Origin of the sequence: Paenibacillus sp. NPDC058177 (assembly GCF_042883835.1) — a bacterium.
Lineage (GTDB): Bacteria > Bacillota > Bacilli > Paenibacillales > Paenibacillaceae > Paenibacillus_AQ > Paenibacillus_AQ agri.
This window is the reverse complement of the sequence record NZ_JBHVVB010000005.1, coordinates 162,628-188,237: the sequence shown is the minus strand read 5'-3', so window position 1 is coordinate 188,237 and position 25,610 is coordinate 162,628. Positions and strand designations below refer to the sequence as shown.

General features: G+C 48.0%; 24 protein-coding genes. 18 read left to right on the top strand and 6 right to left on the bottom strand.

Annotated elements, in window-relative coordinates; genetic code table 11:
- The first annotated feature begins 94 nt into the window (after positions 1-94).
- From ACFVU8_RS20335 to ACFVU8_RS20325, 3 genes are all read left to right on the top strand, one after another.
- On the top strand, positions 95-2,092 hold the full coding sequence (locus ACFVU8_RS20335; RefSeq protein WP_387429734.1) for an ABC transporter substrate-binding protein: 1,998 nt from the start codon (positions 95-97) through the stop codon (positions 2,090-2,092).
- A 126-nt stretch (positions 2,093-2,218) separates the two neighbouring features.
- Positions 2,219-2,626, top strand: a complete 408-nt coding sequence (locus tag ACFVU8_RS20330; protein ID WP_387429731.1) for a MerR family transcriptional regulator — start codon at positions 2,219-2,221, stop codon at positions 2,624-2,626.
- 64 nt (positions 2,627-2,690) lie between these two features.
- Positions 2,691-3,620 (top strand): alpha/beta hydrolase, encoded by a 930-nt coding sequence (locus ACFVU8_RS20325; RefSeq protein WP_387429728.1) that lies wholly within the window; start codon positions 2,691-2,693, stop codon positions 3,618-3,620.
- Between the two features lie 86 nt (positions 3,621-3,706).
- Here ACFVU8_RS20325 and ACFVU8_RS20320 read toward each other — a convergent pair whose 3' ends face one another.
- Positions 3,707-4,210, bottom strand: a complete 504-nt coding sequence (locus tag ACFVU8_RS20320) for a DUF3231 family protein (RefSeq protein ID WP_175371297.1) — start codon at positions 4,208-4,210, stop codon at positions 3,707-3,709.
- Between the two features lie 149 nt (positions 4,211-4,359).
- Here ACFVU8_RS20320 and ACFVU8_RS20315 point away from each other — a divergent pair, with 149 nt between their 5' ends.
- From ACFVU8_RS20315 to ACFVU8_RS20290, 6 genes are all read left to right on the top strand, one after another.
- Positions 4,360-5,067 (top strand): FadR/GntR family transcriptional regulator, encoded by a 708-nt coding sequence (locus ACFVU8_RS20315; protein ID WP_379464793.1) that lies wholly within the window; start codon positions 4,360-4,362, stop codon positions 5,065-5,067.
- A 71-nt stretch (positions 5,068-5,138) separates the two neighbouring features.
- Positions 5,139-5,927 (top strand): ABC transporter ATP-binding protein, encoded by a 789-nt coding sequence (locus ACFVU8_RS20310; RefSeq protein ID WP_379464792.1) that lies wholly within the window; start codon positions 5,139-5,141, stop codon positions 5,925-5,927.
- Positions 5,928-6,185: 258 nt separating this feature from the next.
- Positions 6,186-6,641, top strand: coding sequence for a CcdC protein domain-containing protein (locus tag ACFVU8_RS20305; RefSeq protein ID WP_387429725.1), 456 nt, complete (start codon positions 6,186-6,188; stop codon positions 6,639-6,641).
- A gap of 49 nt (positions 6,642-6,690) precedes the next feature.
- On the top strand, positions 6,691-7,947 hold the full coding sequence (locus tag ACFVU8_RS20300) for a sensor histidine kinase (RefSeq protein WP_387429722.1): 1,257 nt from the start codon (positions 6,691-6,693) through the stop codon (positions 7,945-7,947).
- Positions 7,944-8,621, top strand: a complete 678-nt coding sequence (locus ACFVU8_RS20295) for a response regulator transcription factor (protein ID WP_387429719.1) — start codon at positions 7,944-7,946, stop codon at positions 8,619-8,621. Before ACFVU8_RS20300 ends, ACFVU8_RS20295 begins: the two co-directional genes overlap by 4 nt.
- Positions 8,622-8,741: 120 nt before the next feature.
- A complete protein-coding gene (locus ACFVU8_RS20290; protein ID WP_379464788.1) occupies positions 8,742-10,001 on the top strand; it encodes an MFS transporter in 1,260 nt (419 codons plus the stop codon).
- Between the two features lie 138 nt (positions 10,002-10,139).
- On the opposite strand, the gene ACFVU8_RS20285 is transcribed toward ACFVU8_RS20290, so the two are convergent.
- A complete protein-coding gene (locus ACFVU8_RS20285) occupies positions 10,140-11,342 on the bottom strand; it encodes an MFS transporter (protein ID WP_387429717.1) in 1,203 nt (400 codons plus the stop codon).
- A 301-nt stretch (positions 11,343-11,643) separates the two neighbouring features.
- On the opposite strand from ACFVU8_RS20285, the gene ACFVU8_RS20280 reads away from it, so the two are divergent.
- Positions 11,644-12,270 carry a serine/threonine-protein kinase gene (locus ACFVU8_RS20280; RefSeq protein ID WP_387429715.1) on the top strand — a complete coding sequence of 209 codons (627 nt, stop codon included), beginning with the start codon at positions 11,644-11,646 and terminating at the stop codon, positions 12,268-12,270.
- 153 nt (positions 12,271-12,423) lie between these two features.
- Complete coding sequence (locus ACFVU8_RS20275) at positions 12,424-14,265, top strand: UbiD family decarboxylase (protein ID WP_387429713.1); 1,842 nt, start codon at positions 12,424-12,426, stop codon at positions 14,263-14,265.
- A 105-nt stretch (positions 14,266-14,370) separates the two neighbouring features.
- Here the strand turns inward: ACFVU8_RS20275 and ACFVU8_RS20270 are convergent, their stop codons facing one another.
- On the bottom strand, positions 14,371-15,252 hold the full coding sequence (locus ACFVU8_RS20270; protein WP_175371307.1) for a glycosyltransferase family 2 protein: 882 nt from the start codon (positions 15,250-15,252) through the stop codon (positions 14,371-14,373).
- A 101-nt stretch (positions 15,253-15,353) separates the two neighbouring features.
- Here ACFVU8_RS20270 and ACFVU8_RS20265 point away from each other — a divergent pair, with 101 nt between their 5' ends.
- The 7 genes from ACFVU8_RS20265 to ACFVU8_RS20235 all read left to right on the top strand — a co-directional run bounded on the left by ACFVU8_RS20265 (position 15,354) and on the right by ACFVU8_RS20235 (position 21,872).
- Positions 15,354-15,614, top strand: a complete 261-nt coding sequence (locus tag ACFVU8_RS20265) for a hypothetical protein (RefSeq protein WP_175371308.1) — start codon at positions 15,354-15,356, stop codon at positions 15,612-15,614.
- Between the two features lie 69 nt (positions 15,615-15,683).
- The gene (locus ACFVU8_RS20260) at positions 15,684-16,121 is read left to right on the top strand and encodes a MarR family winged helix-turn-helix transcriptional regulator (RefSeq protein ID WP_175371309.1); all 438 of its coding nucleotides are present in this window, start codon (positions 15,684-15,686) and stop codon (positions 16,119-16,121) included.
- A 95-nt stretch (positions 16,122-16,216) separates the two neighbouring features.
- Complete coding sequence (locus tag ACFVU8_RS20255) at positions 16,217-16,909, top strand: MBL fold metallo-hydrolase (RefSeq protein WP_379464782.1); 693 nt, start codon at positions 16,217-16,219, stop codon at positions 16,907-16,909.
- Between the two features lie 260 nt (positions 16,910-17,169).
- The gene (locus ACFVU8_RS20250; RefSeq protein ID WP_387429710.1) at positions 17,170-17,583 is read left to right on the top strand and encodes a VOC family protein; all 414 of its coding nucleotides are present in this window, start codon (positions 17,170-17,172) and stop codon (positions 17,581-17,583) included.
- A 69-nt stretch (positions 17,584-17,652) separates the two neighbouring features.
- Entirely contained in the window at positions 17,653-18,522 is an 870-nt protein-coding gene (locus tag ACFVU8_RS20245; protein ID WP_387429708.1) for a LysR family transcriptional regulator, read from the top strand.
- A 207-nt stretch (positions 18,523-18,729) separates the two neighbouring features.
- Complete coding sequence (locus ACFVU8_RS20240) at positions 18,730-19,626, top strand: NAD-dependent epimerase/dehydratase family protein (RefSeq protein ID WP_387429705.1); 897 nt, start codon at positions 18,730-18,732, stop codon at positions 19,624-19,626.
- 365 nt (positions 19,627-19,991) lie between these two features.
- A complete protein-coding gene (locus ACFVU8_RS20235; protein ID WP_387429702.1) occupies positions 19,992-21,872 on the top strand; it encodes an amidase family protein in 1,881 nt (626 codons plus the stop codon).
- A 103-nt stretch (positions 21,873-21,975) separates the two neighbouring features.
- Here ACFVU8_RS20235 and ACFVU8_RS20230 read toward each other — a convergent pair whose 3' ends face one another.
- Genes ACFVU8_RS20230 through ACFVU8_RS20220 form a run of 3 tightly spaced genes read right to left on the bottom strand, consistent with a single transcriptional unit; the run spans position 21,976 to position 25,455 of the window.
- On the bottom strand, positions 21,976-23,055 hold the full coding sequence (locus tag ACFVU8_RS20230; RefSeq protein WP_379464777.1) for a Ger(x)C family spore germination protein: 1,080 nt from the start codon (positions 23,053-23,055) through the stop codon (positions 21,976-21,978).
- Positions 23,052-24,116, bottom strand: coding sequence for a GerAB/ArcD/ProY family transporter (locus ACFVU8_RS20225; protein ID WP_387429700.1), 1,065 nt, complete (start codon positions 24,114-24,116; stop codon positions 23,052-23,054). The genes ACFVU8_RS20230 and ACFVU8_RS20225 overlap by 4 nt, the downstream gene beginning before the upstream one ends.
- The gene (locus ACFVU8_RS20220) at positions 24,109-25,455 is read right to left on the bottom strand and encodes a spore germination protein (protein WP_387429697.1); all 1,347 of its coding nucleotides are present in this window, start codon (positions 25,453-25,455) and stop codon (positions 24,109-24,111) included. The genes ACFVU8_RS20225 and ACFVU8_RS20220 overlap by 8 nt, the downstream gene beginning before the upstream one ends.
- Positions 25,456-25,610: the final 155 nt, after the last annotated feature.

Below are 25,610 nucleotides of genomic sequence, written 5' to 3'. Positions count from 1 at the left end.
GTCAATGAGAATGATTATCAACTATAATAGAGTTACGTCCAAGAAGCGGGAAAAGAGAGAACGTTAGGTTTGAATCGGAGGTTGAACAGCGTTCATGAAATTGAATGATCACATCAAGCTGTGGAATCATGTTTTTATAAAAGTGATGGATGTCCGTCACAAAAGAATGGAAAAGGATGGGGAACTGCGGGACTACCGTCTGCCTTCGAGCGCCTTCTTATATACTGTGCGTGGCAGCGCCCGGGTATGGCTGGATCAGAGGATACATAGCGTGGAGCGGTTCCATATTCTGCATGGCGGGAAGGGCATGTCATTGAACATTGCTGCAGAGGATGAGCTTGAATACTATATGATTTTATATAAAGCCATTCTTGCCCTTCCGGCCCGCAAGGAAATTGTTCAGCTGCTGGAAAGGGAGAATCCTTTCCGAGATCAATATGCCTTTCCACCGCACAATCCCTTGTCCCTGCATAATAAAGTAGAACTGCTGGAGCAGGAATGGCGCCAGATGACGGGACTTGGCAAACTGCATGTGAGGGCAATATTCCATCAGTTTGTGTACGACCTGTTAGGGCAGATGCACCGTCAAGGCATACGTCCGTTGAAGCCTGATCCGGTATTGCAGGCTGCGGAGTATATTCGTGAACACTTCAGCAAGCCTCTAACACTGGAGTCGATTGCTGAAGAATTGGAGTGTAGCGCAGGACATCTGTCCAGGCTGTTCAAGCACAAAATGCATACTAGCCCCATTCATTACTTGGGTCAGGTACGTGCCGACCGGGCGATGGAGCTGCTAATGCAGACGGACGCGACCTTACAGGAAATTGCGGAGAATGTGGGCTACCCGGATGCTCATTCTTTAAGCCGCAGCTTCAAAAAATATAAGGGCTTATCCCCTGTACACTTCAAAAAAGAACGTCAGCATCATGCGAGATATCAGGATTTGCCCTTATCAATGGCAAAATATGCACTTCAGCAGAGCCCATCCACCCATTATACTGATACTGATTATCAATATCAGAACAATGTGGAAGGGGATTTATTCATGCACGGTAGAATCAAAATTACCGCAATGACGATGCTGTTGTGTCTATCGTTGTTGCTGGGAGCCTGCGCAAACTCGCCAGCAGCTGGTGGAGGAACGCAGGCAGAGCCTGCTAAGACGGTTGCTGAGACCGGAAATAATCAGCCTAAGGACAACGGGCAGCCGGAGGCTGTACAATCCAAAACAAGAACGGTATCTACGCTAATGGGGGATGTCGAAGTGCCGGCAGATCCGCAGCGGGTAGTGTCCGATCAGTATATGGGCCATCTTTTGAAATTAGGGATTATTCCGGTAGGCGTGCGAACCTTCATGCTGAACGAGGCTTGGCTCGATCAGTCGGGGATATCCAAGGAGATCCTGGCCGGTATTGAGGACCTCGGAGGGTTCCCTATGAATCTGGAGAAATTAACTTATTTGGAGCCTGATCTAATCATAGGTTCGATAGAGAAGAATATCGAGGATTACAAAAAGATCGGTACAACGGTATTCCTTCCATATTGGGAAGGCTTATCTACCGCAGGACCGCTGGATAAATTCCGCAGAATCAGTGAGATATTTGGCAAGCAAGAGGTCGCGGAGCAATGGATAGCAGAGTATGAGGGTAAAGTCGAGGAGGCTCGAAAGAGCATTGAAGGGATCATCAAAGAAGGCGAGACGGTCTCCATTGTACAGGTGGCTAATAAGTCATTGTATGTTCTGGCGGCAGAAGGCGGCAACTACGGCAGTTCCACAATCTATCAAATGCTTAAGCTTCCGCCTACGGAGAAGGCACTGAATATGAAAGAGGGATTTGAGAATATTTCACTTGAGCTTCTACCTGAATATACGGGTGATCATATCTTTGTATACGGTGCGAAAGACGAAGGAGCGAGTGATGTGCTGGATAGTGAATTATGGAAGGGTCTGCCCGCTGTTCAAAAGGGTCAGGTCTACATGTACGGTTCATTTGATGAAAAAGGCGATGAATTTGTTATGGAGGACCCCTACTCTCTGGAAATGCAGCTAGACTCGATTGTTAAGCTTCTGTTAGCCAAAAAGAATCAATAGTCATTCGTTCGTCTTTTCGTTATGTAACAAAATAGATAGATTCGCATGATTCCAAGGCCTGATATTCAGGTCTTGGAATTTTTTTGCTAGAATAAGAAGAGATGGATGATGGGAGGAGTCAAGAAGGTGACGGGATACTTGCGTGGACAGGTAGCGAAATTAGCCAATGTAAATATGGAAACGTTGAGATATTACGAGAAGCAAGGGCTGCTGCCCCGGCTGCAGCGGTCAGAATCTGGATACCGTCTCTATCCGGAAGAGGTGCTGGACCGGCTGACGTTTATTCATAACGCCAAATCCTGCGGATTCACGCTGAAGGAAATTAGAAAGGCTCTAACTAAATCCAGAAATAGTGAAATCAACATAGATGATTTTCTAATGACAATAGACCGAAAGCAGGAGAAGATCAGATCCGAGATCTCGAAAAAAGAAGAAATGCTCCTGGCGCTGAATCAGTTGAAAAGCAACTTGCAGTCCACGGATATGCATCCAGGCGTGCAAGCGACACTGCAAATCCTCAATATGGATTCCTAGTTGACCCTGTACCTAACTACAGGTCTTAAAGTAGTCGTAACAAGACCAGTAGGAGGGCGTTACTATGTTAAGAACGAGTATAGAGCAGCTTGAGGCCATTAAAGAATATTTGCGGCACAACAATAACTATGAGAGTCAGACGGTGGCAGGTATAAGGCAGAGTATGGCGAACCCGGCAGCGGGGATGCCAAGCCATGATGATATGACGTACCGACCAGAGAGTATCGGGCCACTGCATGGCGAATGGGCCATTCCTGGCAATCTGGCTCCAGATATGGAGAACAAGGCGATTCTGTATTTTCACGGAGGGGGCTTTGTTGCCGGAACTTGCGATTTTTACCGGGATCTTTGTACTAGAATCGCAAAGTCCAGCGGGAGCAAGGTACTCACTGTGGAGTATCGCCTGGCCCCAGAGCATCCTTACCCAGCCGCTAATGAGGATTGCCTTAACACGTACTGCTGGCTGCGGAATCAGGGCTATGCTGCTGGTGATATTATACTGGGAGGCGATTCTGTAGGAGGGACGCTTGTCCTTATGACACTATTATCATTGCGGGACCAAGGCGAGGAGCTGCCAGCCGGAGCTTTTTTGCTGTCCCCGCATACGGATCTCGTTCACCTGGACGGGGAATCGTATAGCAGTCGTGCAGCACTTGATCCAACAGGGAGCCGGTCCGCCAATCAGAGGATACTGGAAGACTATGTAGGTAACGTAGGAAAAGAGCACCCTTTATTATCTCTGCTAAGGATGGATCTGCAGGGCTTGCCTCATTTATGGATACAGGTTGGAGATCATGAGGTGCTGTTAAGCGATTCAATCCGATTGCAAGAACGGGCCAAAGCGGCGGGCGTTAAGGTTGAACTGGAAGTCTGGGAGAATATGTGGAGCGTGTTTCAATTCTTGGCCCACATGCTGCCTGAAGCACAACAGGCGATAGATCATATTGGTGGGTTCATCCGGGACAGGCTGGGTCAGCGTTCTTTCACCATTTAAAACTGGAGAACCGGCAGCCGAACAGCCCGCGAAAAATACCCGCGGGCTGTTTCGGCTAAACAATAAATGTCTGGAAATGGTAGCGCTCAGCTTTTAATATGTAGCGGGGGAGGGATCAGCCAGCCTTTTTTCTTGTTCATGTGCAGGATTTTTATACCGATCGCTGCTTTAGTGAGATGATACTTGGCGAACAAAGCGCCGATGTCTTCGCGTATGGACATTCCCATAATGGTACTACAGCCCACCAACCCAGCAGCATTATCTGCAGCGATTTTGGAGGCGATTTCCATATCGGTGAACCGGGCACCAGCGGGAATATCCTCCACCTTTACCTCCGGACGGTCAGGGAGCGTCGGCACTGAAGCAATACCGGCTGTCCCAAGGAGAGCGTCACACTCACTGCTTTCCAGTTCAGACTGGTTAATTAAATCTCCGAGTACTTTTTTTAGATCATCATCGCCAGCATGGGATTGAAATGCCCGATAGAGTGATACTAGCCCTTTTGCCGCCGTTGATGTCATCCATACATTGAAAATCTCTCCATAATGCATGGGCTCATCTTTCGGATTACCGCCTAAAATACCAGCCATACTCAAACCCCTCTCAATAATTGAATCGTACTGGATTAGTATGGGAATCCGATGAAGTTTGTATTCTTTAGTAGCAAATGAGAATTAGAAAAAATAGGGTTGCTCCCATAATCGTAGCGTGATATTATCCAATAACAGGAGATGATCTGATGAATTCTAAAGTTTCATTCAAGACATTAAATCGTCCCAAACTGGTGGATGATGTGGTCAATCAACTGCAAAAGAAAATTTCCGACGGGGAGCTCAAGCACGGTGATAAAATCCCTACGGAACCAGAGCTGATGGAGCAGTTCGGCGTCGGGCGTTCGACGATCCGCGAGGCGGTCAGGGTGCTGGTGCACGCAGGTCTATTGGAGAAGCGGCAGGGCTTTGGCACGTTTTTGACAGCTGATCCTATTATTCACGAACCACTGGTTCACCGGCTGCGGAGAGCTGAATTGCTGGAGGTATACGAAGTAAGGAAGATGCTGGAGCTGGATATTTCCCGGCTGGCTGCCGAGCGGCGGAGCGAGAAGGACCTGGAGCACATGCGGATCGCACTGGATCAGAGGTTGCAGGCACTGGACAACGACGATACGGCTGCTTACCTGAACGCCGATATTGCTTTTCACTTGGCAGTGGCGGTGGCTAGCCAAAACAGTATCGCTGCCGATCTGTACAGGACGTTTTCGTCGGTGCTGCTGGATGCGCTTCATATGCTGGCAAAAGATCAGAATGTGCATGAACACCATCACCTTTTTCACGAGAATCTGTATCTGGCGATCCGGGACAAGGATGTGCCTGCGGCCGAGCACTGGACGTTGCAGAATTTGAACGGGACGGTAGGACAGCTTAAGAGGTTCCTGAATCAAGATTAGATTTTTTTGGTTTTAAACATCAGATGATATGCTGAATGCCTTCCATTTTCCTTCAAGGAGTGATTATGCAGATGACGAATGTGATCGAAGTGAACGATGTAAGCTGGTACCGGGAGAACAAGACGATCCTGGAGCAAATTGACTGGACCGTGACCAAAGGGGAGCATTGGGCGATCCTCGGACTTAATGGCTCGGGTAAAACGACGCTGTTAAACGTCATCAACGGTTATATCTGGCCGACCAAGGGGCAGGTGTCTGTGCTCGGGCACAGATTCGGGGATGTGGACCTTCGGGAGCTGCGCAAATCCATCGGCTGGGTCAGCTCCTCATTACAAGAGAGATTGCATGCCAACGATAAGACACAGAATGTAGTGATCAGCGGAAAACATGCCTCCATCGGGTTATACACCGAGCCGAGTGAGGAAGATTATGAACAGGCACGGAAGCTGATGGAGCGTCTGTCCTGCCTTCATTTGCTGGATCGTGCGTATCAATCCTGTTCGCAAGGCGAGAAGCAGAAGATTCTGATTGCCCGGGCGCTAATGGCTTCGCCTAGACTGCTTATTCTGGATGAAGCAACGAACGGACTTGATTTCCTGTCCAGAGAAGCGCTGCTGACGAGCATCAGTGAGTTGGCCCAGGAGCCGGATGCCCCAACGCTATTATTCGTTACCCATCATATCGAAGAGATTCTGCCCGTATTCAATCAGACCTTGCTGATTCGGCGGGGCGAGGTCTACTCCAAAGGTCAATCGCAAGAGGTTCTGACCAGCGCTAACCTGACGGCCTTCTTTGAAACCCCGATTCAGGTGAGTTGGCAAAATCAGCGGGCCTGGCTGTCCATTCCGGAAAATAACTAAGACAAGCTTTTATGAAGACATAGCCTGAATGGGCTGTGTCTTTTTGCTTTGGTCCATATCGCGAGGCTGAGGCGTTCTTAACGTATTATTGCAGGGCCTAGAGGGAAAAATGCCTGCATCAGGCATTTCAGATACTTTTCCCAAGGTCCATCTCCGGGTGGAGTGTGAGCATCAACCTGTGGGTGGACTCCTTGGAACCGAGGTTTCGGTACAATGATGTCATGCCTTTCAAATTGTCACAGAAAAGAGGAATTTCAAATGAGTATGACCAACTATGTGATTGTGGTGATCCTTGTTGTAATTTTAAATCTGCGGGAAAAAGAAATCAGACCTTCCCGTTTATGGATTACCCCGGTTCTCTTTGCATATTTGATGTTGTCCAGTGTGACTACAATCGACCTTACTCCTGGCAGTTTACTGGTCTACCTGATCTGTATCGTCTTAGGTCTTGCTCTGGGCGCTTGGAGAGGCAAGCTTCAGAAGGTGCGGGTGAATCCTGATACGGGCAAAATCACTTCGCAGGGCTCGATAGCCGGCATTGTGATTTTCCTGGCCGTGATGCTGATTCGCCATCTTACGGAGTACTGGGGTGCGCATCATGCTGTGTTGTCTATAAGCACCGGGTTGCTGTTCGTTTCGCTTGCCAACGTCTTCGCTCGCCGCTATTTTGTCTATCTGAAATACAAACAATTGGCAGGATATTCCGGCAGATAGAGACAACGATGTTATAATGAGATATCATTTTAAACCAAAGGATCCTACTATGAAAATTAAACAAAGGCTTGGTCCTCTGGCAGGTTTCCTGCTGACTCATCAGCGCAAGATCGTTCTTAGTCTTATACTTCTATATACTCTAAATGTTGTTCCCCAAATTATAGTGCATTCGTCCAGGTTCCCTGCAGCAGGCCCGGCAGTGGGAATACTGGCGGTGCTGATTTATTTGGTCCTCTTGTGGTTGCCAGCGTCGATCGTCAAGGCCTACTGGCGTGGAACTATGATTCTGCTCAGCTGGCTGCTGACACTGCTCTATTGCCAGATGTCCAGTACTTCGGTACCGCTGATTGTCTTTGTTTTCTATCTTATCGGCTATGCTACGCTTCGGCTTCCGTTGTTTTTTTCGGTTCTGCTGGGCGTAATGATGATATCAGGTGATGCGCTCATTTTCTTTCTGTCCGGGGTGCAGAAGAATGATATTTTAGTCGCTTCTGTTCTCCACATGGGTACGTACATTATATTTTGGGGAGTGCGGGTCCGCAGGGAAGCTACCCAGTCTAGGATGCTCCATTATGAGCAATTGCAGGCGGTTCATACGGAACTAGAGCAGGCACATCATCAATTGCAGCATACTCACAATGAACTGGAAGAGGCTACAGTACAACTGCTTCGTTATGCTGTTCTGGAGGAACGGACCCGTATTTCCCGCGATCTTCATGATAGCATCGGCCATGGCCTGACTTCCGTCATCGTACAGCTTCAAGCATTGCCTTTTATGATGAAAAGTGATGCCGCCGAAGGCGAACGGTCGCTGAGGACCGTGCTTGACGTCGCCCGTCACTGTCTACAGGATGTTCGCTCTGTCGTCCGGCAGATGGCAACGGATGAGGCAAGGCTTGGCTTTGTGGCTTTGCAAAGTCTTGTCAAGCAGGTGCAGGAGCAAGCCGGGCTTACGATCGAATTGTCCGCTGACGGGGACGATCATGAATGGGGAACAGAGATTTCCGAGCTGTTGTACCGGGTGCTGCAGGAGGCACTCACGAATGTGATTAGGCATGCGGGGGCTTCCCATGTTGAAGTGGGCATTATCAGCGATGACAGGGAGTTGACGCTGACGGTTGCGGACAACGGAATCTGGCAGGCTGCGACTACACTGCAGCCCGGGTTCGGCCTGACCAGTATGGAAGCCCGTTGTGAGCGAGCGGGTGGCACCTTGACGATACAAGGAGTCCAGCCGCACGGCATGAGACTGGTGGTTACTTTGCCATTGGGTGACGGGGAAGAGAGACAGGAGGAGAGAGCATGAAGGGATCCATGATCCGTGTCATACTGGTGGATGATCAGCAGCTTGTTCGCCACGGTTTGCGCTACATCATTAATGCGCAGGACGATATGGAGGTGGTTGGGGAAGCAGAAAGCGGACCGGAGGCCGTGGAGCTTGTCCGGCAGGTCGGACCTGACGTAGTGCTGATGGATGTTCAGATGCCCGGTGGCAGCGGAATTGCAGCAACACCTGCCATTCTGGAGCATAATCCGGATTGCAAAGTCGTCATCCTCACCACCTTTGACCAGGAAGACTACGTCTATGATGGCATCCGTTCCGGTGCGGCTGGCTATTTGCTTAAGGATGCCGCTCCGGAAGATATGGTGGATGCGGTGCGAGCGGCCTTCCGTGGCGAGGCCATTTTCCGGACGGCAGTGGCCTCCAAGGTGATTGGGAAGGCTATGAGCTCCAGGGCGCCGATCCCTCAGGAGGACCATGTGCCGAACCGCTTACCAGCCTTCGATTCACTGACTGAACGGGAGCTGGAGGTTCTCCAGCAAATGGCATACGGGCTGCGCAATGAAGAGATCGCGGCTACGCTCTATATCGGTGAGAGTACGGTGAAAACTCATGTCCACCGTATCTTGCAAAAGTTCAGCGCAGACGACCGTACACAAGCTGTTGTATTTGCTATTCGCAATAGAATCGTTAAGTAACCCTTCTTTTACAAAAGGAGGGTCTTTTTTTAACAAGAACTCATTTACAAATATCCGCGCACTGATTATACTCATCCATATATTTCAATATTTATAGAGAGATCCCCTAATAAAGGAGAGTTGAAAACGTTGAGTGCAGTGCCTAATGCAACGAAATCACCAAGTCTTCTCAGCAACCGCTTCATCCAGACGATCATATTTTCTAATGTACTGCTGCAGATCGGAATCTGGGTCCGCAATTTTGCCATTTTGCTGTACGTTGCGGAGAAGACAAACAAGGATCCGTATGCGATCTCATTGATCAGTCTGGCCGAATTTGCGCCGATCTTTGTGTTCTCCTTCATTGGCGGAACATTTGCAGACCGTTGGCGGCCCAAGCGGACCATGATCTGGTGTGATTTGCTGTCAGCGGTATCTGTTTTTGCTGTTCTCCTGACCATTCATTTTGGCAGCTGGCACTCTGTGTACTTTGTGACTTTCATCTCGGCGATCCTGTCTCAATTCTCGCAGCCTTCGGGGATGCGCCTCTTCAAGCAGCATGTGCCTGAGGAGCAACTGCAGCAAGGGATGGCACTATTTCAGTCGCTGATGGCGATCTTCATGGTACTTGGACCAATGCTGGGTACCTTTGCGTACAGCAATCTGGGCTTGGAGTATTCTATAGCGGTCATGGGAGTAGTGTTCCTGCTCTCTGCACTCGTACTGTTCAGGTTGCCGAAGGATAAAATCGAGCCACGGGCGGCTAATACCAAGGGACAGTTCCGTAAGGAATTGAGTGAGGGCTTCCGTTATGTATGGCAGAGCCCGGTTCTGCGCATGCTTGGCGCGGCTTTTATTCTTGCCGGTCTGGCCGTTGGTGTAGCCCAGGCCTTAAGCTTGTTTATCGTAACGGAGCGGCTGGGTAAGCCGGAGGATTTTCTGCAATACATGCTGATCGTGAATGGGGCAGCTATGCTAATTGGCGGCGGGGTTATTGCTGCTTTCTCGAAACGTGTGCCTCCGCAGGCTCTGCTGGGCTTTGGTATGCTGGTTAGTGCCTTGTGTACGGTCGTTATTGGGCTCTCGACAAGTGTAAGCATCACATTGCTTGCGCAGTTTGTGAACGGTCTAGCCTTCCCAAGCATCCAGATCGGGATCAGCACAATGATCTTGAAATGGTCGCATGAATCCATCGTGGGCCGGGTGAACGGGGTGCTGATGCCAATGTTCACAGGGATGATGGTGATCTCCATGTCTCTGGCCGGCACATTGAAGTACGCCTATCCGCTGGTATCAATTTATGCGGGAGCCGGCGTTCTGTTCCTGCTTGGCGCACTGCTGATGATCCCGATCCTGAAACAGAGAGCACCAGAGAACTTGCAGGCTGTGCCGCAGCAGTAGGCAGTTTTCAACAATAGTAGGCCGCTCAGTCCCTGCCCCTTATTTGAATGAAGGGGGAAATGGGATTGAAGCGGCCTGTTCTGATTAGACAGGTGAGCCTAATGTAAGCCTCCCACCATTAGCTGAAAGAAGAACGTCTTAATTTTTTTCGAGCTTGGCTGAGATGCCTGTCAGAATGATGGCGAAGAACACCATGATGGCACCGATCCATGGGGTATGCACATAGCCCATATGGTCAACCACAACACCACCAACTACCGACCCAATAGCGATCCCTACGTTGAATGCAGCAATATTAATCGCCGATGCGACATCAACTGCACTAGGGACATACTTTTCTGCGAGCTGGACAACGTACAATTGTAGACCAGGTACGTTCATGAAGGCGAACAGGCCCATCAAGATGACGCCGATGATGCCACCTGCTTTAAAGGGAGCCAGGAACGTCAGCAGGACCAGGACAGCAGCTTGAATAATGAACATCCAGAACAACGCCCGAATCGGGTTCTTGTTGGCTAGCTTCCCGCCAAAGGAGTTCCCGAAGGCAACAGCAATACCATACACGATCAGAATAATGTTAATCATCCCTTGGCTAATGCCAGTCACATCATGCAAAAGCGGAGTCAAATAAGTGAAGGCAACGAACGTTCCGCCATAGCCAAGCGCGGTAATCAAAAATCCGAGCAGCAGACGACTGTTAGTAAGCAGACGGAACATATCGGTGAATTTGGTCGGTGGAGACTGCTTCAGGTTCTTTGGAATCAGGATAGCGCTGGACACAATGGCTATCACACCAAGCAAGGCAACGCCCCAGAATGTTGCTCTCCAGCCAAAGGCCTGTCCGATATAGGTTCCGAGCGGAACCCCGGTGACTATGGCAATTGTTAGACCTGTGAACATCAGTGCGATCGCGCTGGCTTTTTTCTCAGGCGATACCAGTTGGACCGCAATGGTTGCACCAATGGAGAAGAACACGCCATGCGAGAATGCTGTTATAAAACGTGCAATTAGCAGTAATTCGAAATTAGGTGCATTCGCAGCAACTATGTTGCCGATGATGAACACAATCATCAGCGACATGAGCAAGGATTTGCGGCTCATGCGGTTAGTAAGAGCGGTAATAATCGGTGCTCCAATGGCGACCCCAAGTGCATAGCCGGAGATGAGGAGACCAGCCAGGGTGACGGCAATATTCAAATCATTCGCGATGGTAGTAATCAAACCAACAGGCACAAATTCAGTAGTACCGATACCAAATGCACTGATCGCAAGAGCGAAAAGCGCCCATCTTCCTGTCTTGGCCTCGACCTTTGGTTGAGACTGTGAAACCGACTGACTCATATAAATCCTCCTAATGTTAATGTGGTTCGAACTGCAGGAAATCTGCTTCCCTGCTAACGAGAGCAATTATATAGCCATATGTTTTGGATTGGTAAGTACGTACTTATTAGTAATATAGGTACTTAAAAGTAACTAATGGACTCCGAGGGGGTTACAGCATGAGTATGATCGTAATTGTTGATGAGGTTTCCCTGTAATGATGTGTTTTTGGATATTATATCGTAAACTATAGCTATACCGATCTTAACGGAATTGAGGGAGATGTAGAATTCAACACCTGGCAGAAGAGGGAATAGAGAGATTGTTAGAGTCGTCTATTGCACGCTTGTTGGGTGAGTTGTCGCTTGAGAGTGTCAATCCCAGAGAGCCGGTACAGGTTCACCGATATCCCGAGCCTTGGCGGTTATTGGGAGCGGGCAACTATGCGGCAGTATTCAGTCACCCTGACTATGGCCATTATGCGGTGAAGGTGTACGCTCCCGGCAGACCCGGCTTGAGGGAAGAAGCAGAGGTATACCGGCGTCTGGGCCGTCATCCATCTTATTCGGAATGTTATTACGAAGGCCACGGATTTCTGATTTTGAAGCGGCTTGATGGAGTCACCATCTATGATTGTATCCGCCGCGGCATTCCTATCACTGACCAGGCTATTCGGGACATAGATGATGGTCTGGAATATGCACGCTCCAGAGGGCTTCATCCTCATGATGTGCATGGCAAGAATGTTATGGTCCGGCAAGGGCGCGGACTCATTGTGGATGTGTCTGATTTTTTAAAGCAGGAAGATTGCAGCATGTGGGCTGATTTTAAAAAAATATATTACCGCCTGTATCGGCCTGTAGCTTCCCGAAAGGTGTTTCCTGTTCCCCGCATCGTACTGGAGCTAATGCGCAAAGGCTATCAGCGGTGGCGGCGCTGGAAGAAGTGAGTGGCTTTGTGGTTATCCCTGCAATGATAGTTTATGAAACGTGACATTTCCGGAGGAGCTGTCCCAGATCGACAAAACTGAATCTTATGCCGTTGACCTGGGACTTGGGCTCATGAATAATAGAAGAGGATATCAATAGATTGGAGCAATTACATGAGCTATCGTAATTTGGAAGAATGCATCATTGATCTGGAGAAAAACGGACATTTAGTTCGTATTACCGAAGAAGTGGACCCGCATCTGGAGATGGCGGCCATTCATATGAAGGTGTTTGAAGCCGGTGGGCCGGCATTGCTGTTCGAAAAGGTGAAGGGCTCGAAATTCCGTGCGGTGTCTAACCTGTTCGGAACAGTGGAGCGCAGCAAATTTATTTTTCGCGATACGTGGGATTCCACACAGAATGTCATTGCTTTGCGCAATGATCCAGTGAAAGCACTGAAGAATCCGTTCAAATATATCGGCACCGGACTTGCGGCAAGAAGAGCGTTGCCGCTGAAGAAATCCGGCAGCCAGCCGTCCGGTTTCCAGGAAATTCAGATCTCCGATCTTCCGCTGGTTAAGCACTGGCAGGGGGATGGCGGAGCTTTTGTCACATTGCCTCAGGTGTATTCGGAGGACCCGGACAAGCCGGGCATTATGAACTCCAATCTGGGAATGTACCGTGTCCAACTCACCGGGAATGAATATGAGCTGAACAAAGAGGTTGGTATTCATTATCAGATCCACCGCGGTATCGGCATCCATCAGGACAAGGCTAACAAGCAAGGCAAGCCGCTTAAGGTAAGCATCTTTATCGGCGGTCCTCCAGCACATACGCTATCGGCAGTTATGCCATTACCGGAAGGGATGAGCGAGCTGACCTTTGCAGGGCTGCTGTCCGGGCGTCATTTCCGCTACAGCTATGTAGATGGATACTGCATCAGCAATGATGCGGATTTCGTGATCACAGGTGAGATCTATCCGGGTGAGACGAAGCCGGAGGGGCCTTTTGGCGACCACTTGGGATATTACAGCCTGATTCACCCTTTTCCAGTGATGAGAGTGCATAAGGTATATGCCAGACAGAATGCCATCTATCCGTTCACAGTTGTAGGCAGACCTCCGCAGGAAGACACCGCCTTTGGTGCGCTGATTCATGAATTGACCGGAGGGGCGATAAGGCAGGAAGTTCCCGGGGTAAAAGAGGTTCACGCGATCGACGCTGCGGGTGTGCATCCGCTGTTGTTTGCGATAGGAAGTGAGCGATACACGCCGTATCAGAAGATCAAACAGCCTGCGGAGATTCTGACCATTGCCAACCGGATTTTGGGCACAGGGCAGCTCAGTCTGGCGAAATTCCTGTTTATTACAGCGCAAGAGGATAAGAAGGTCAGTACACATGATGTTGAGAATTTCCTGGCCTATATTCTGGAGCGGATTAATCTGCGCCGGGATATTCATTTTCAGACCAATACGACGATAGATACTCTTGATTATTCAGGGACGGGGTTGAACACCGGCAGTAAGGTGGTCTTCGCGGCGGTTGGAGATGTCAAAAGAGAGCTGTGCCGTGAAGTACCGGGCATTCTGAAGGATCTCCCGGGGGCTGGAGAAGCTAGGCTGATCATGCCAGGTATTGTGGCGCTTCAGACATCCCCGTTTGGCAGCTACGACGAGGCACAGCGGGAGATTGGGGAGTTATGTAAGTCTATTGAGCAAAGAGGAGCACTTACTTCCTGCCCAATGATCATTCTCTGTGATGACAGTGAGTTCATGAGTGCAACGCTGGATAATTTCCTGTGGGCTACATTTACGCGCAGTAATCCGTCGCATGACATCTATGGTGTGAACAGCGGGTATGAGCACAAGCATTGGGCCTGTGATAATGTAATTATTGATGCCCGCACCAAGCAACACCAGGCTCCGCCGTTGATCGAGGATCCTGTGGTACAGAAGAATATTGAAAGAGTGTTCGTGAAAGGTGCAAGTCTGGACGGTATCCGGACTGGGAAATAAGATTTTTTTATACCCGCCGGGCGCAAATAGCGCCTGACGGGATTGTCGTTGTCGTCTTCACGTCCTTTACTCAATGCATCAGCGATTGGACGTTTGTTGCTTGTATTAGTATGGAACTCTTGATATACATCTGGATAGAGCCATTGCTAAAATATCCTGATCGAATACATGGAATTGTCGATTTTGATCAAGTAGCCAATTCGCAAAACCTGTTGCTGTTCGATAGTCCTCAAAATCTTCAGAATTAACCCTAAACTCAGCTAATCTAGTCATTATTGCGTATTCCTCATCCGATAATTGAATGCCTAGTTGAGAAAGCTGTCTTTCACGGATTCTTCGTGCAGTAATATCTTGTATTGCTCGCTGTGTATTGGAGATTTGTCCTGCATGAGGCCGATAATACATTAAATTATGAGGGATATTGGCCAATTGCGCGCTTGAAGATAGCCTGTTCCACAGTTCATAATCCTCCGCATGAGGGTAATTATGATCATAACGAATCCCGAGACGATCTATTGAACGACTGCGCATCATGACGGAAGGATGTAGAATACAACAATTAAATAACAGCCAGACCTTAATTTCTTCATGATACATAGGATTTAGCTTGACGGGTCCGAGATAGTTCGTTGTATATCCTGTTCCGCAAATATCTATGCTGGGATTCTGGTCCATAAAATAAGCCTGCACTTCCAAGCGGTTTAGTGCTGCAATGTCATCGCTGTCTATACGGGCGATGTACTCACCTTGGGCCAGATCGAGTCCTTGATTCAGTGAAGTGACAATACCCATATTCTCAGCATGAAATATCTTTTTTACTCTAGTGTCTTTTATTTCATGTATGATTCCCGCTGATCCGTCGGTTGATCCGTCATCAATTATTATCAATTCTAGGTCGCTTAACGTTTGCAATAAGATTGAGTTAACTGCTTCCTGCAAATAGATTGCGTTATTATAGACGGGCATAATTACAGATATTCTGGGCACCAGGCATTCCTCCTAAATACTTGTCTCTCATTAACAAATTATGATGAGACACACTAATGCGCAACAAGAGGAATGAAAAAAGGCATATTCTCAGGTAGTAAATGCCTGCATCTATTCCGGTGCATCTCCAGAAGATTATTTTACTAGGAGACAACCCGGGAAATCTGCTGGCCCTGGGTATGGACCCCAATCTGATTCTGCAATCTGACTATGGGGATGCGGAAGATGCCATGACCAATGAAGCCGTGTCCAAATCTGCCCCAAGCACCATGTTCAACCGGAGTGCCCCTACCTATGAGAGATTGCGGATATTACCGGCACGAAGCGGGTGGCAGAGGACTGAGTATTGGTGTATGCGATAAGCTGAGAGGAACACACTGCTTGACAGCAAAGAAAAAAAGATTAATAATTTATTTAGGGAGGCTAAATAAGTGGGTCATCCATTCAGTGGATATATCGTGTATTGGAATAAACGGATTTACCGCGATCTTAACGTTATGTATGACAGGAAGTTGGCACCCTACGGTCTTACTTCAGGACAGGTGAATGTATTGGAGCAATTGTGGACCCTTGGAGATGGCATGACGCAGAAGGAATTACACGAGCGGCTTGGCATTCGTCCGGCATCACTTACGAATCTGCTTAATGCTCTTGTAGAAGGCGGTTGGGTGGTTCGGAAGTCCGATCCGCAGGATGCGCGGTCCAAACGGATTTATCTGACGGAAGCAGGACTGGCTCAGAGCAAGGTCTGTATGGAGATTATCACGGAACTGGAAAACGTGGTCCGGCAGGGAATGTCTCCGGAAGAGATCTCCCTGATGCTGGTGTGGATGCAGAAAAATCATAACAATGTTTCCAATGAGGAATAAAAAAACAATAGAGAGGAGGTTTTTTTTGAGAATATATTTAGCATAGCTAAATATATTTCTGGTAAGCCCATTCTGATTTAGAAAGGAAGAGATTGATGAAGATCAAACCAGTAGTTGATGGAATCTATTTATTACCTCTGAAAAATGTAAATGCCTACCTGCTGGAAATGGAGCATGGGCTTGTACTGATAGATACGGGATTACCCGGGAGTGAGTATGAAATTATAACAGCCATTGAATCGCTGGGTCACAAGCGTGAGGAGTTGAAGTCTATTCTGCTTACGCATTGCCATACCGATCATGCCGGAAGCGCAGCAGCACTGAAACGGATGCTTCCACATGTTAAAATCTATGCAAATGCCATGGATGCCGACATTATAGAGAATGGGTTGCAGATGCGGCCGATGACTCCGGCTCCGGGTCTGCTGAACAAACTGTTGTTCCGTCTCTTTGGCAAGGGGACTCCCGTCGAACCTGTTCAAGTTGATGTTAGATTGGCAGATGGTGAGCATCCTGATTTTTCTGATGACTTAATGGCTGTTCATCTTCCGGGTCACTGTCTGGGTCAGCTTGGTTTCTTGCATTCCGGGCATGGCGGAGTTATGTTCGTAGCAGATGTGGCAACCAACATGACGGGACTCGGTTTCAGTATGGGGTATGAGGATATAGGAGTTGGGAAGCATAGTATTCAAAAATTGGGTCAATACGATTTCGGAATCGCCTGCTTCGGTCATGGCAGACCCATCATGCGGGAAGCTTCACGCCGGTTTCAGCGTATGCTGCGGTAATCGATACGATAGAACCCAGCTAGTTAATGCAAAGCAGCCCTCCGAGTGGAAAGGATGCTTTGCATATATTATAACCGGATAAGGCCCAACTTCCATTGCTTAAAAATCCATCCCATGGACATACTTTAAACAAATTTTCTTTTTTTCAAATGGATGGTTATGATCAAGAACCAAACCGCAATTCATAAGTAATCATGTTCGACTCAGGCGTGTTAATATGTAGTTGTAAACCTATTTTAACTCCAAGGGGAGCGATCGCGTTGACAAAAGAATTGTGGATTAACCTTCCGGTGAAAAACCTTCAGAGGTCACGGGAGTTCTTCGGCAAGCTTGGTTTTTCGTTTCATCCACGGCATGAGAACAGTGATGAGGCTGCGGGGCTGATCATTGGAGACAAGCAAGTGATGGTGATGCTGTTCCCTGAGGACACCTTTAAGAGCTTTACAGGTCATGAACTTGCAGATACACAGCAGGGGACAGAGGTCTTATTGTCCATTGATGCAGAGAGCCGGGAAGAAGTCGATGAGCTGGTAAGCAAGGTGCTGGCGGCTGGCGGCACGGTCTACAAAAAGCCCGGAGGCGAGGGCTGGATGTACGGTGCCGGATTTGCTGATCCGGACGGTCACCGCTGGAATGTGTTATACATGGACATGAGTCAAATGCCGCCGGGATGAGATTTATCCTGAGAGGTTTAAATAATAGACAAGTCTTGACATTAGTAAAAGAAAGAGACAGGAGGCAGCATGGCAGACTTTGAATGGTACAGAAGCTTCTGCAATATCTATAAGCATAACTCGGTGTCTGAAGCTGCAAAGACCCGAATGATGACACAGCCGGCGATGAGTCAGCATCTGGCCTCTCTGGAGGCCGAGGTAGGGGAAGCGCTTTTTATCCGAACGGCACGGAAGATGTTGCCCACCGAACGGGGGAAGGAGCTGTACTCTCAGCTGGCCCCGCTAATCGAGTCGCTAGAGGAGGCGACAATGAATTTCAGAGCGGCTTCGCTGCCCACGATCACAGTGATTAAGATAGGGACAGCGCATGAGTTCTATATGGAAAAAATACTTCCGCGGCTGCATCAATACGATTTCCGCACGATTACCCATTTTGGAACTGCCACTGAATTGCTGGAGATGTTGAAAGAGGATAAGGTGGATATTATCATTACCTCCCAGAAGGTGCAGACGCCGGGAATTGAGTACCTGAAATTAATGGACGAGGAATTTGCCATTGTGGCGCCAAGTCATTATGAGATACCGGATACGGATGATCTTGAGGCAAGAGAGCAATGGCTGTCTGCGCAGCCATGGATGAGCTATGGACTGGAGCTGCCGATCATCCGGCGGATCTGGAGAGAGCATTTTAACAAACGCCCGCAGATCAGACCGGTTCATGTTATTCCGAATTTACATATGATCCTGAAGGCGATAGGTAACGGCACAGGTCTTAGTGTTATAACTACATATTTGACTAATGAAGACGCCAGAATTAACACGAAAGAGATTTATGAGGATTTAAAAGTGAAAAACGAACTGTTCTTCGCTTATAAGCTTAAGCACAAGCATTTGCCGCAGATCCGCGAGATTATGGTGGTTATCCGTGAAGAAGAATAGAGATCGGCCAGTGTCAGCTGGGCGGTCTTTTTTATATAACTAACTATAAATATATTTATGATTAATCATATAATTAATAATTTGTTTTATGTGTTGTGGAGAACTACAATAGGGGAGCAATAATCATTCAATACTCACCAAAGCGGTGATTGAACAACTAGGCTAATCCGCTATTTATATTAAATATATAGGAGGAGAAGAGAAACAATGAAAGTATTTGTGACAGGTGCAACCGGTTATATTGGCGGGTCTGTGGCTAAGGTACTGATTGATGCTGGACATGTAGTCTATGGGCTTGTGCGTGATCCGAAGAAGGTGGATGCTCTTAAGGAAATAGGCATAGAGCCTGTACTGGGCACGCTTGAAGACAACGAAGTGCTAACCAAGTACGCTAAGTTAAGCGATGCGGTTATTCATACCGCCGACTCGGACCACAGAGGGGCAGTAGAAACCTTTATCGCCGCCTTGCGTGGTACCGGTAAAGCTTTTCTGCACACATCGGGTTCCAGTGTGGTGGGAGATGATGCCCGGGGCGATTCCAAAAGCGAGCATATTTATGACGAGGAAACACCATTTGTTCCGATGGATATCCGCGCTGACCGGGTAGCGATCAACAATCTAGTGCGCCAAGCCGGAATCGATGAGTGGGTGAGAAGTGTGGTTATCGTGCCTTCCATGATCTACGGTGATTCACTCGGCTTACCGACACAAAGCGATCAGTTGCCACAGGTTATCCGCAAATCGAAGGCCGTGGGAGCTGGTGTTCATGTGGGTAAAGGAGTGAATCGTTGGTCTAACGTTCATATCAAGGATTTGGCGGAATTGTATCGACTGGCTCTGGAAAAAGCACCCTCTGCTTCGTACTTCTTCGCTGAAAATGGGGAAGAGTCTTTCCAGGATATCGCCAAAGCGGTTAGTGAAGCACTGGGCTTTGGAGGCAAAACAACGAGCTGGCCGGCCGATGAGGCTATTGCAGAACTAGGCGACTGGGCTCGCTTTGCCATCGCCTCCAACAGTCGTGTGCGTGCAGTACATGCAAGAAATCTGTTAGGCTGGCAGCCTTCGGAAGCACCCATGCTGAGCTGGATAAAGAGCATCTCATAATCCTGAATTCATTCTTAAAAAAACGGCAGAAATGCCGTTTTTTTGTGTGCGAAAATCTATCATATTAAAAATATGAAACAATATCAAACAGATTAAATGTTAGTAAATATAACATATATTCTGTATATTAATATTGAAATTACGTTCTATATCATTTTAGTGCAACCAATTTCTATAAGAAACACTAAACAGTATAAATCAAAATAGATAGTATAACGCCGGAAATAGCAGATAATTTGAGATAAATAAATATGAAATCGCTTTTTACTTAAATATTTATGTTTGTAAGGAAATATAACACGAAATATAATGAGGGGGAATTACTAGTCAACCAGATTACATAACTTGAAAGCGGGGGAGTCATCATGTTCAGAAAATCCAGATTTACTATCATCTCCGGTCTAGTAACAGGAGCCTTGATGTTGTCCGTTCCGTTGTCTGCTTTTGCAGCACCAACAGTGGCAACTTCGATCAAACCGGTTACTTCACAGGAATTAGTCTCCCTGATGAACGATGCCAGTTCACGGGCTGGAAGTACCATTTCGTTTCAGATGAAAGAGGCCCCGAGTGTGTCCCGCGAACAGTTGGCTGTTATGCTGGGGACTTCGCTGAAGCTGGCAGATGCCAAAGAGCCATTCGTCGATGTACCCGATAATTCAGCTTCCGCAGGGGCAATTGGAGCCCTGAATGAGAAACAGCTTATGCAGGGAACGAGTCCAGCCCGCTTTGAACCTAAAGCGCTTTTGACAGAGAAGCAGGCTCAGGTGCTGGCTGACCGTCTCTATGATTATCTGAAGCCCTTTGAATTGCTGGAAACAACAATTGCTGATATTCAAAAAGCTGTCGGTCAAGGGAAGCTGACCTATAAACAGTTGACCCAAATGTACCTGGATCGGATCAATAAGTATGATCACCAAGGCGTAAAGTTAAATGCGATAATCACTGTGAATTCCGATGCCCTTAAGACTGCCGAAGCAATGGATAAAGAAAGAGAGACCAAAGGCATTCGCGGACCGCTCCACGGGATTCCAATTATCCTAAAAGATAACTACGCTACTGCTGATCTGCCTACCACCGCAGGCTGTCTTTGTCTGAAGGATGCTATTCCGACACATGACGCGGAGATGGTTAAGAAGCTCAAGGATGCCGGAGCTATCGTTATCGGCAAATCCAATCTGGATGAATTCGCCTCAGGTATTACGGGAGCCAGCTCGCTGGGTGGACAGACCTTGAACCCTTATGCTCCTGACCGCAATCCTGGTGGGTCCAGCGCAGGCACCGGCGCATCTATAGCGGCTAACTTTGCTTTGGCTGGCCTTGGAACGGATACCGGTGGTTCGATTCGCATTCCATCTTCGTATAACAGTTTGGTTGGTATTCGTCCAACGGTGGGTTTGACGAGCCGTGATGGTATCATACCACTGGCCCTGACCCAGGACGTAGGCGGCCCGATAGCCCGTACCGTAACGGATGCAGCGATTCTTCTGGGAACCTCATCTGGCTATGACGCTAATGATGTTGCAACAGCCTATGGCGTTGGTCACTCCAAGACCGATTATACGAAGGACCTGGATGTCAATGGTCTTAGAGGTGCCCGCATCGGGGTGGCTACTGAGTTATTTGGCACCAAGCCGGAAGAAATGCCGACTACTAATCTGATGAATGCCGCTGTTGCTGACATCAAAAAACTAGGGGCGATTACAACCCCGATCACCATCCCGAATCTGGCGGAAATCATGAAATATCCAAGTCTCAGTGGATATGAATTCAAATCTCAGTTGAATGAATACCTGGCGAATTACCAGCCGGATGCGCCTTACCATACGCTTACAGAGATTATCAACTCCGGACAATTCCTAAAAGGGAACGAAAGTACCTATAAGCTGCGTGATACACGTGATCTGGAATCCCAGGAGTATAAGGATATCGTCCTGAAACGCACCAAGCTGACACGCGATGCGCTCTTGAAGGTGATGGCTGACAATAACCTGGATGCCATTATCTATCCATCTACTGTACAAACCACTGTACCGATCGGCGAATCCTCCAAAGCCGGTAACAATAACCGACTTAGCCCTTTCAGCGGATTCCCTGCGATCTCGGTTCCGGCTGGATTCACGTCGGAAGGTCTGCCAGCAGGCATGGAATTCCTGGGTCGTCCGTTTGACGAGGCTACCCTGATCAAGTTGGCTTATGCTTATGAGCAAGGAACGCATAATCGCAAAGCACCAGCACTTCTACCTTAAGATATAACTTCTATAAGCAACTCTAATAAAGTCATAGCAAAGCAGCGAGTCTCTTGTCATGAGAGGCTCGCTGCTTTCTGATTGTCAGATCATATGAAATTCATCACATCCGGAGATTATTTTCTCTGAGCTTGTCCTTCAGATAGATGTTATTTCGGATATTGATCTCAACCTCAATTTTGGATTGCAATTTCGGATACCATTTCTCCTTCCATTCCTTCAACTGTGCTACCGTCATCTTTGGCTTGAACAACTGACCAATCCCGAGTACATCTGCTTTGAGGGTATGCAGCTTGTCGATGATATTGGCGCCCCGTTTCTCAATGGATGTCTTGATCTCCTCGGTGATTTCCTGATTGGAAAGTCCTTGCTTGTTCTCGGAAACCTCAATATCCAGATGGAGTTTGCTGTTTAACTGCGGACCGGAGTCTCCCCATTTTATTCGATGACGAACCGTGGCCTTCTTAATCAGGATGCTGGCATCTTCAGCAGTCTCAATGGTTCCGCCGGTATATTTTTCAGAGAAAATATTGTTGATCAGTGTCTCATCAGGCGTTAATGTGCCTACCATCTTGGAGTTCCTCATAATGGCGGAGCCCCTGAATTCATATAACGTGTCTGTTCCCGCCTCCACCAGCGGAATAGCTGTATCTTGTGTGTAAGAGCGACTAACTTTATAAGCCTCCCACAACCGGACAAGCGATACATTGGGCGTCCAGCCGGCTTCTTCACTGAAATAATCATAGGAGGACACCTCTGGCGTCGGTCCGACTTGATGGTGCAGTGCCTTCTGGAAGTCTCCGGTAACAATGGCTACCATGCCTTTGATGGAGATATCATCGGCCCGAATGGCGTAGTCTATAATGTCGTCGATTCCTTTTTCGGCCATTTCCTCACTGATCAGGATCAACCGCAAATGGAGAAGATCGACATGCTTTTCGGATTTGGTCCGGATCAAATCAAGGGCTTTGCTGATGGACTTGGCTTCCTGCTCCAGAATTTGGGTCGTCCCGGTAACAGTAGGAACCTGAAGGGTTACGTGGTAGGTTTCAGTTTTTCCGTCACAGATGCCCATCACCACAGGGAGATAACGTTTGTTGATGTCTTTGATATCCCAGCAGCCACTCAGCAGACAAGGGAGGCAGAATGCGAGCAGCAGCCGGGGAATGATTCTGCGCTTCAAGCGGAGGCCCTCCTTTTCCATAAGCCGGACAAAGCCACAGCGAGCGGGAGTACGAGCATGCTATAAATTCCTGGGATGCTGTTCATTAGTAAGAAATGATTCAGGTCAGAACTATTTTTAACCAGCATGCTGAGCAAAAACATGGCTAAGGTCAAACCTGAGGCGATCCACACTTCGTTGATAGGCAGAAACAGTTTCTTAATTAGAGTCGTAGCTGTCCAGAGTGTCGTAGCTGCTTCCAGAATGCCCAGACCGGTGGAGGAGACCACCGAGAATGTAGGCAGCCAATCGAAGACGACCCATTCCAGATCAATCGTGTCTGAGGCCAGGACGTTGGGATATTGAAAAGTGATAGCGACCTCCTCGCTGAAAATAAGTAACGGGACATAAACGGTGGAGAGGTAGAAAAAGGCAAGGATAATCATAACCAACATTAATCTGCTGGGCTTGAAAGGTTTGTCGAGGGATAGCATGCCAAGAAACAGAAAGCCTGAGAAAGAGATAAGGCTGGAATAATAAGTGGGTTGGGCCAAAAAGGTCATTTTCGGGTCCCAGATTGGAAAGATGTTATGAAAGTCAAAATTATGAGCACTGATGAATAGTGAGAACAGCACAAAAGGAATGTAGAAGATGAATAGCGCCGCACTGATGCGGAGAATGACAGAGAACCCTTTGCAGGCTGCATACAAGGGGAGAGCCATATAGATCAAAGTGATGGCCCAAAGCGGAGTATCCTGAAGCAAAACTACGTTGATTTTGAAAATTTGGTAACGGTTTAACAAGGTGAGGTGGAAGAACAGAAAGACTGCGAAAGGAAGAAGAATCAGCCGGGCCAGCCATGATCCCGTTGTTTCGGAAATGATTTCGATCATGTTTTTTCCCGGGAATCGGGATAAACCCTTCAGGTAGATCCAGACCAGCAGCATCTCCAGCACACAGTCAAGCAGAATGGCTTCCCAATGGGCAAGCGAGGTGACTTCCAGAATTCTCACGGTAAAAATGGACAGCATCGCTGTCAGATGCAGTTGGATAAACAGCATGACAACCATGGGTTTAGTCATCCGGACTCTTTCCTTTCGTGCTAAGGCTTAAATAGGGCACCGAAAACGTCTTGAGTGCGGCAAAATAGATGAACAGCCAGATCATTGCTACCTGTAATCCCAAGATGCCATAAATAGAACTCAGAACCAGGACGACGTATTTGAAGATGCGAATTCCAATCGTATTGAGATAACCAGCCATTGTGAAATTGGAGATGGTCGTTGCGGCCAGAATAATAATCAGCAGATTGCTCACCAGCCGGGCTTGTACAATCGCTTGCCCGAGGATAATGCCTCCAACCATCGTGATCGTGGGGCCGATGTTCTTGGGTAGCCGGATAGTAGCCTCAATCACCATTTCCATGAGGAGCAGCATCAGCATCACTTCTACAAATGAGGGATAGGGAACGCCTTCCCTGCTTTTCGCGACAGAAATCGCCAACTGAATCCGTAAAAGTTCCGGATTTACAGAATTAAGCACAACATACAGTCCGGGCATAATAATCGCGAAGGCGATCCCTGCAATACGGATACAGCGGAAGAACAGGAGATACAAGTAAGGGTAGTTTAAGTCCAGCTTGAAAGACCACAGATCTTTGACGATGGCTGGAAAAGAGTAGGCGTTAGGAAACAAGTCCATCAGAATAACCACTTTTCCATCCAGCAGGTTCTGTGCGGCCTCTCCCGGCAGCTCTGAAGTCAGATAGATGGGAACCAGCGAATACTTAGGCTGCTCCAGTACCTGCAGCAGGCCATTTACATGGATGACATCTTTATGCTTGTTTCTGTTGAGCCGGTCTTTGACAGATTGGACAACCTTGGGGTTAGATGCATTTTTCATATAGATGAGTGCGATCTCCCTGTGGGAATTGGTTCCCAGGATATACGATTCGATGACGAGTTCTTTATTGCTGATTCTCCTGCGGATCAGGCCTATATTGGTATCCAGTTTTTCCGTGAATCCATCAATAGAAGACTGAAGCGGATTCTCGTTCTCTGAAGCTGAGATAGAGCGGTTTAGCGGCCACAAATCTGCATCCAGTACGAGTGGCTTACCGGAATCCGGGTCCTTAGCGATCAGTTTACCTTTGAGGAGGGAATCGGTGACTTCCTGATAGGAGCCATCTACTGTAAACTCCAGTGGAAGAAGGTCTCTCGCCAGGGAGTGATCTTCTTCTCCAGTCGCTGAAATGACCTGATCCCATGTAACCAACGTACTCGTAAGGTCCACGAGCGAGCTAAGATAATATACTTTTACCGTTTGATCGAACAGCGTGACCGTCTTTATGGAGAAATCGCTGTTCAAATCGAAAGTGTAAATCAAATCCTTTTCCCAGTCCTGCTCGATCAAGTTGCTCATAATAACCACCTCGCTCATATTCTGTGATGGTTTCCATTTTTTTATCCGCTCGCAGGGACTGGGAGTCAGCGCAAAAAAAGGACGCCGGGAGATGGGGTCCGCGGCGCCTGTCTTTTATTATAATTCAGTTGATTTGAAAGAAGGGAGCTGCTGAT

Bases quoted from the DNA above. Each gene is read 5' to 3' on its own strand.
- ACFVU8_RS20320 (WP_175371297.1), bottom strand. From the start codon at position 4,210: ATGGCTGGTATTTTAGGCGGTAATCCGAAAGATGAGCCCATGCATTAT.
- ACFVU8_RS20335 (WP_387429734.1), top strand. From the start codon at position 95: ATGAAATTGAATGATCACATCAAGCTGTGGAATCATGTTTTTATAAAA.
- ACFVU8_RS20275 (WP_387429713.1), top strand. From the start codon at position 12,424: ATGAGCTATCGTAATTTGGAAGAATGCATCATTGATCTGGAGAAAAAC.
- ACFVU8_RS20235 (WP_387429702.1), top strand. From the start codon at position 19,992: ATGTTCAGAAAATCCAGATTTACTATCATCTCCGGTCTAGTAACAGGA.
- ACFVU8_RS20285 (WP_387429717.1), bottom strand. From the start codon at position 11,342: ATGAGTCAGTCGGTTTCACAGTCTCAACCAAAGGTCGAGGCCAAGACA.
- ACFVU8_RS20310 (WP_379464792.1), top strand. From the start codon at position 5,139: ATGACGAATGTGATCGAAGTGAACGATGTAAGCTGGTACCGGGAGAAC.
- ACFVU8_RS20325 (WP_387429728.1), top strand. From the start codon at position 2,691: ATGTTAAGAACGAGTATAGAGCAGCTTGAGGCCATTAAAGAATATTTG.
- ACFVU8_RS20305 (WP_387429725.1), top strand. From the start codon at position 6,186: ATGAGTATGACCAACTATGTGATTGTGGTGATCCTTGTTGTAATTTTA.
- ACFVU8_RS20255 (WP_379464782.1), top strand. From the start codon at position 16,217: ATGAAGATCAAACCAGTAGTTGATGGAATCTATTTATTACCTCTGAAA.
- ACFVU8_RS20245 (WP_387429708.1), top strand. From the start codon at position 17,653: ATGGCAGACTTTGAATGGTACAGAAGCTTCTGCAATATCTATAAGCAT.
- ACFVU8_RS20220 (WP_387429697.1), bottom strand. From the start codon at position 25,455: ATGAGCAACTTGATCGAGCAGGACTGGGAAAAGGATTTGATTTACACT.
- ACFVU8_RS20225 (WP_387429700.1), bottom strand. From the start codon at position 24,116: ATGACTAAACCCATGGTTGTCATGCTGTTTATCCAACTGCATCTGACA.
- ACFVU8_RS20295 (WP_387429719.1), top strand. From the start codon at position 7,944: ATGAAGGGATCCATGATCCGTGTCATACTGGTGGATGATCAGCAGCTT.
- ACFVU8_RS20300 (WP_387429722.1), top strand. From the start codon at position 6,691: ATGAAAATTAAACAAAGGCTTGGTCCTCTGGCAGGTTTCCTGCTGACT.
- ACFVU8_RS20240 (WP_387429705.1), top strand. From the start codon at position 18,730: ATGAAAGTATTTGTGACAGGTGCAACCGGTTATATTGGCGGGTCTGTG.
- ACFVU8_RS20265 (WP_175371308.1), top strand. From the start codon at position 15,354: ATGCCTGCATCTATTCCGGTGCATCTCCAGAAGATTATTTTACTAGGA.
- ACFVU8_RS20315 (WP_379464793.1), top strand. From the start codon at position 4,360: ATGAATTCTAAAGTTTCATTCAAGACATTAAATCGTCCCAAACTGGTG.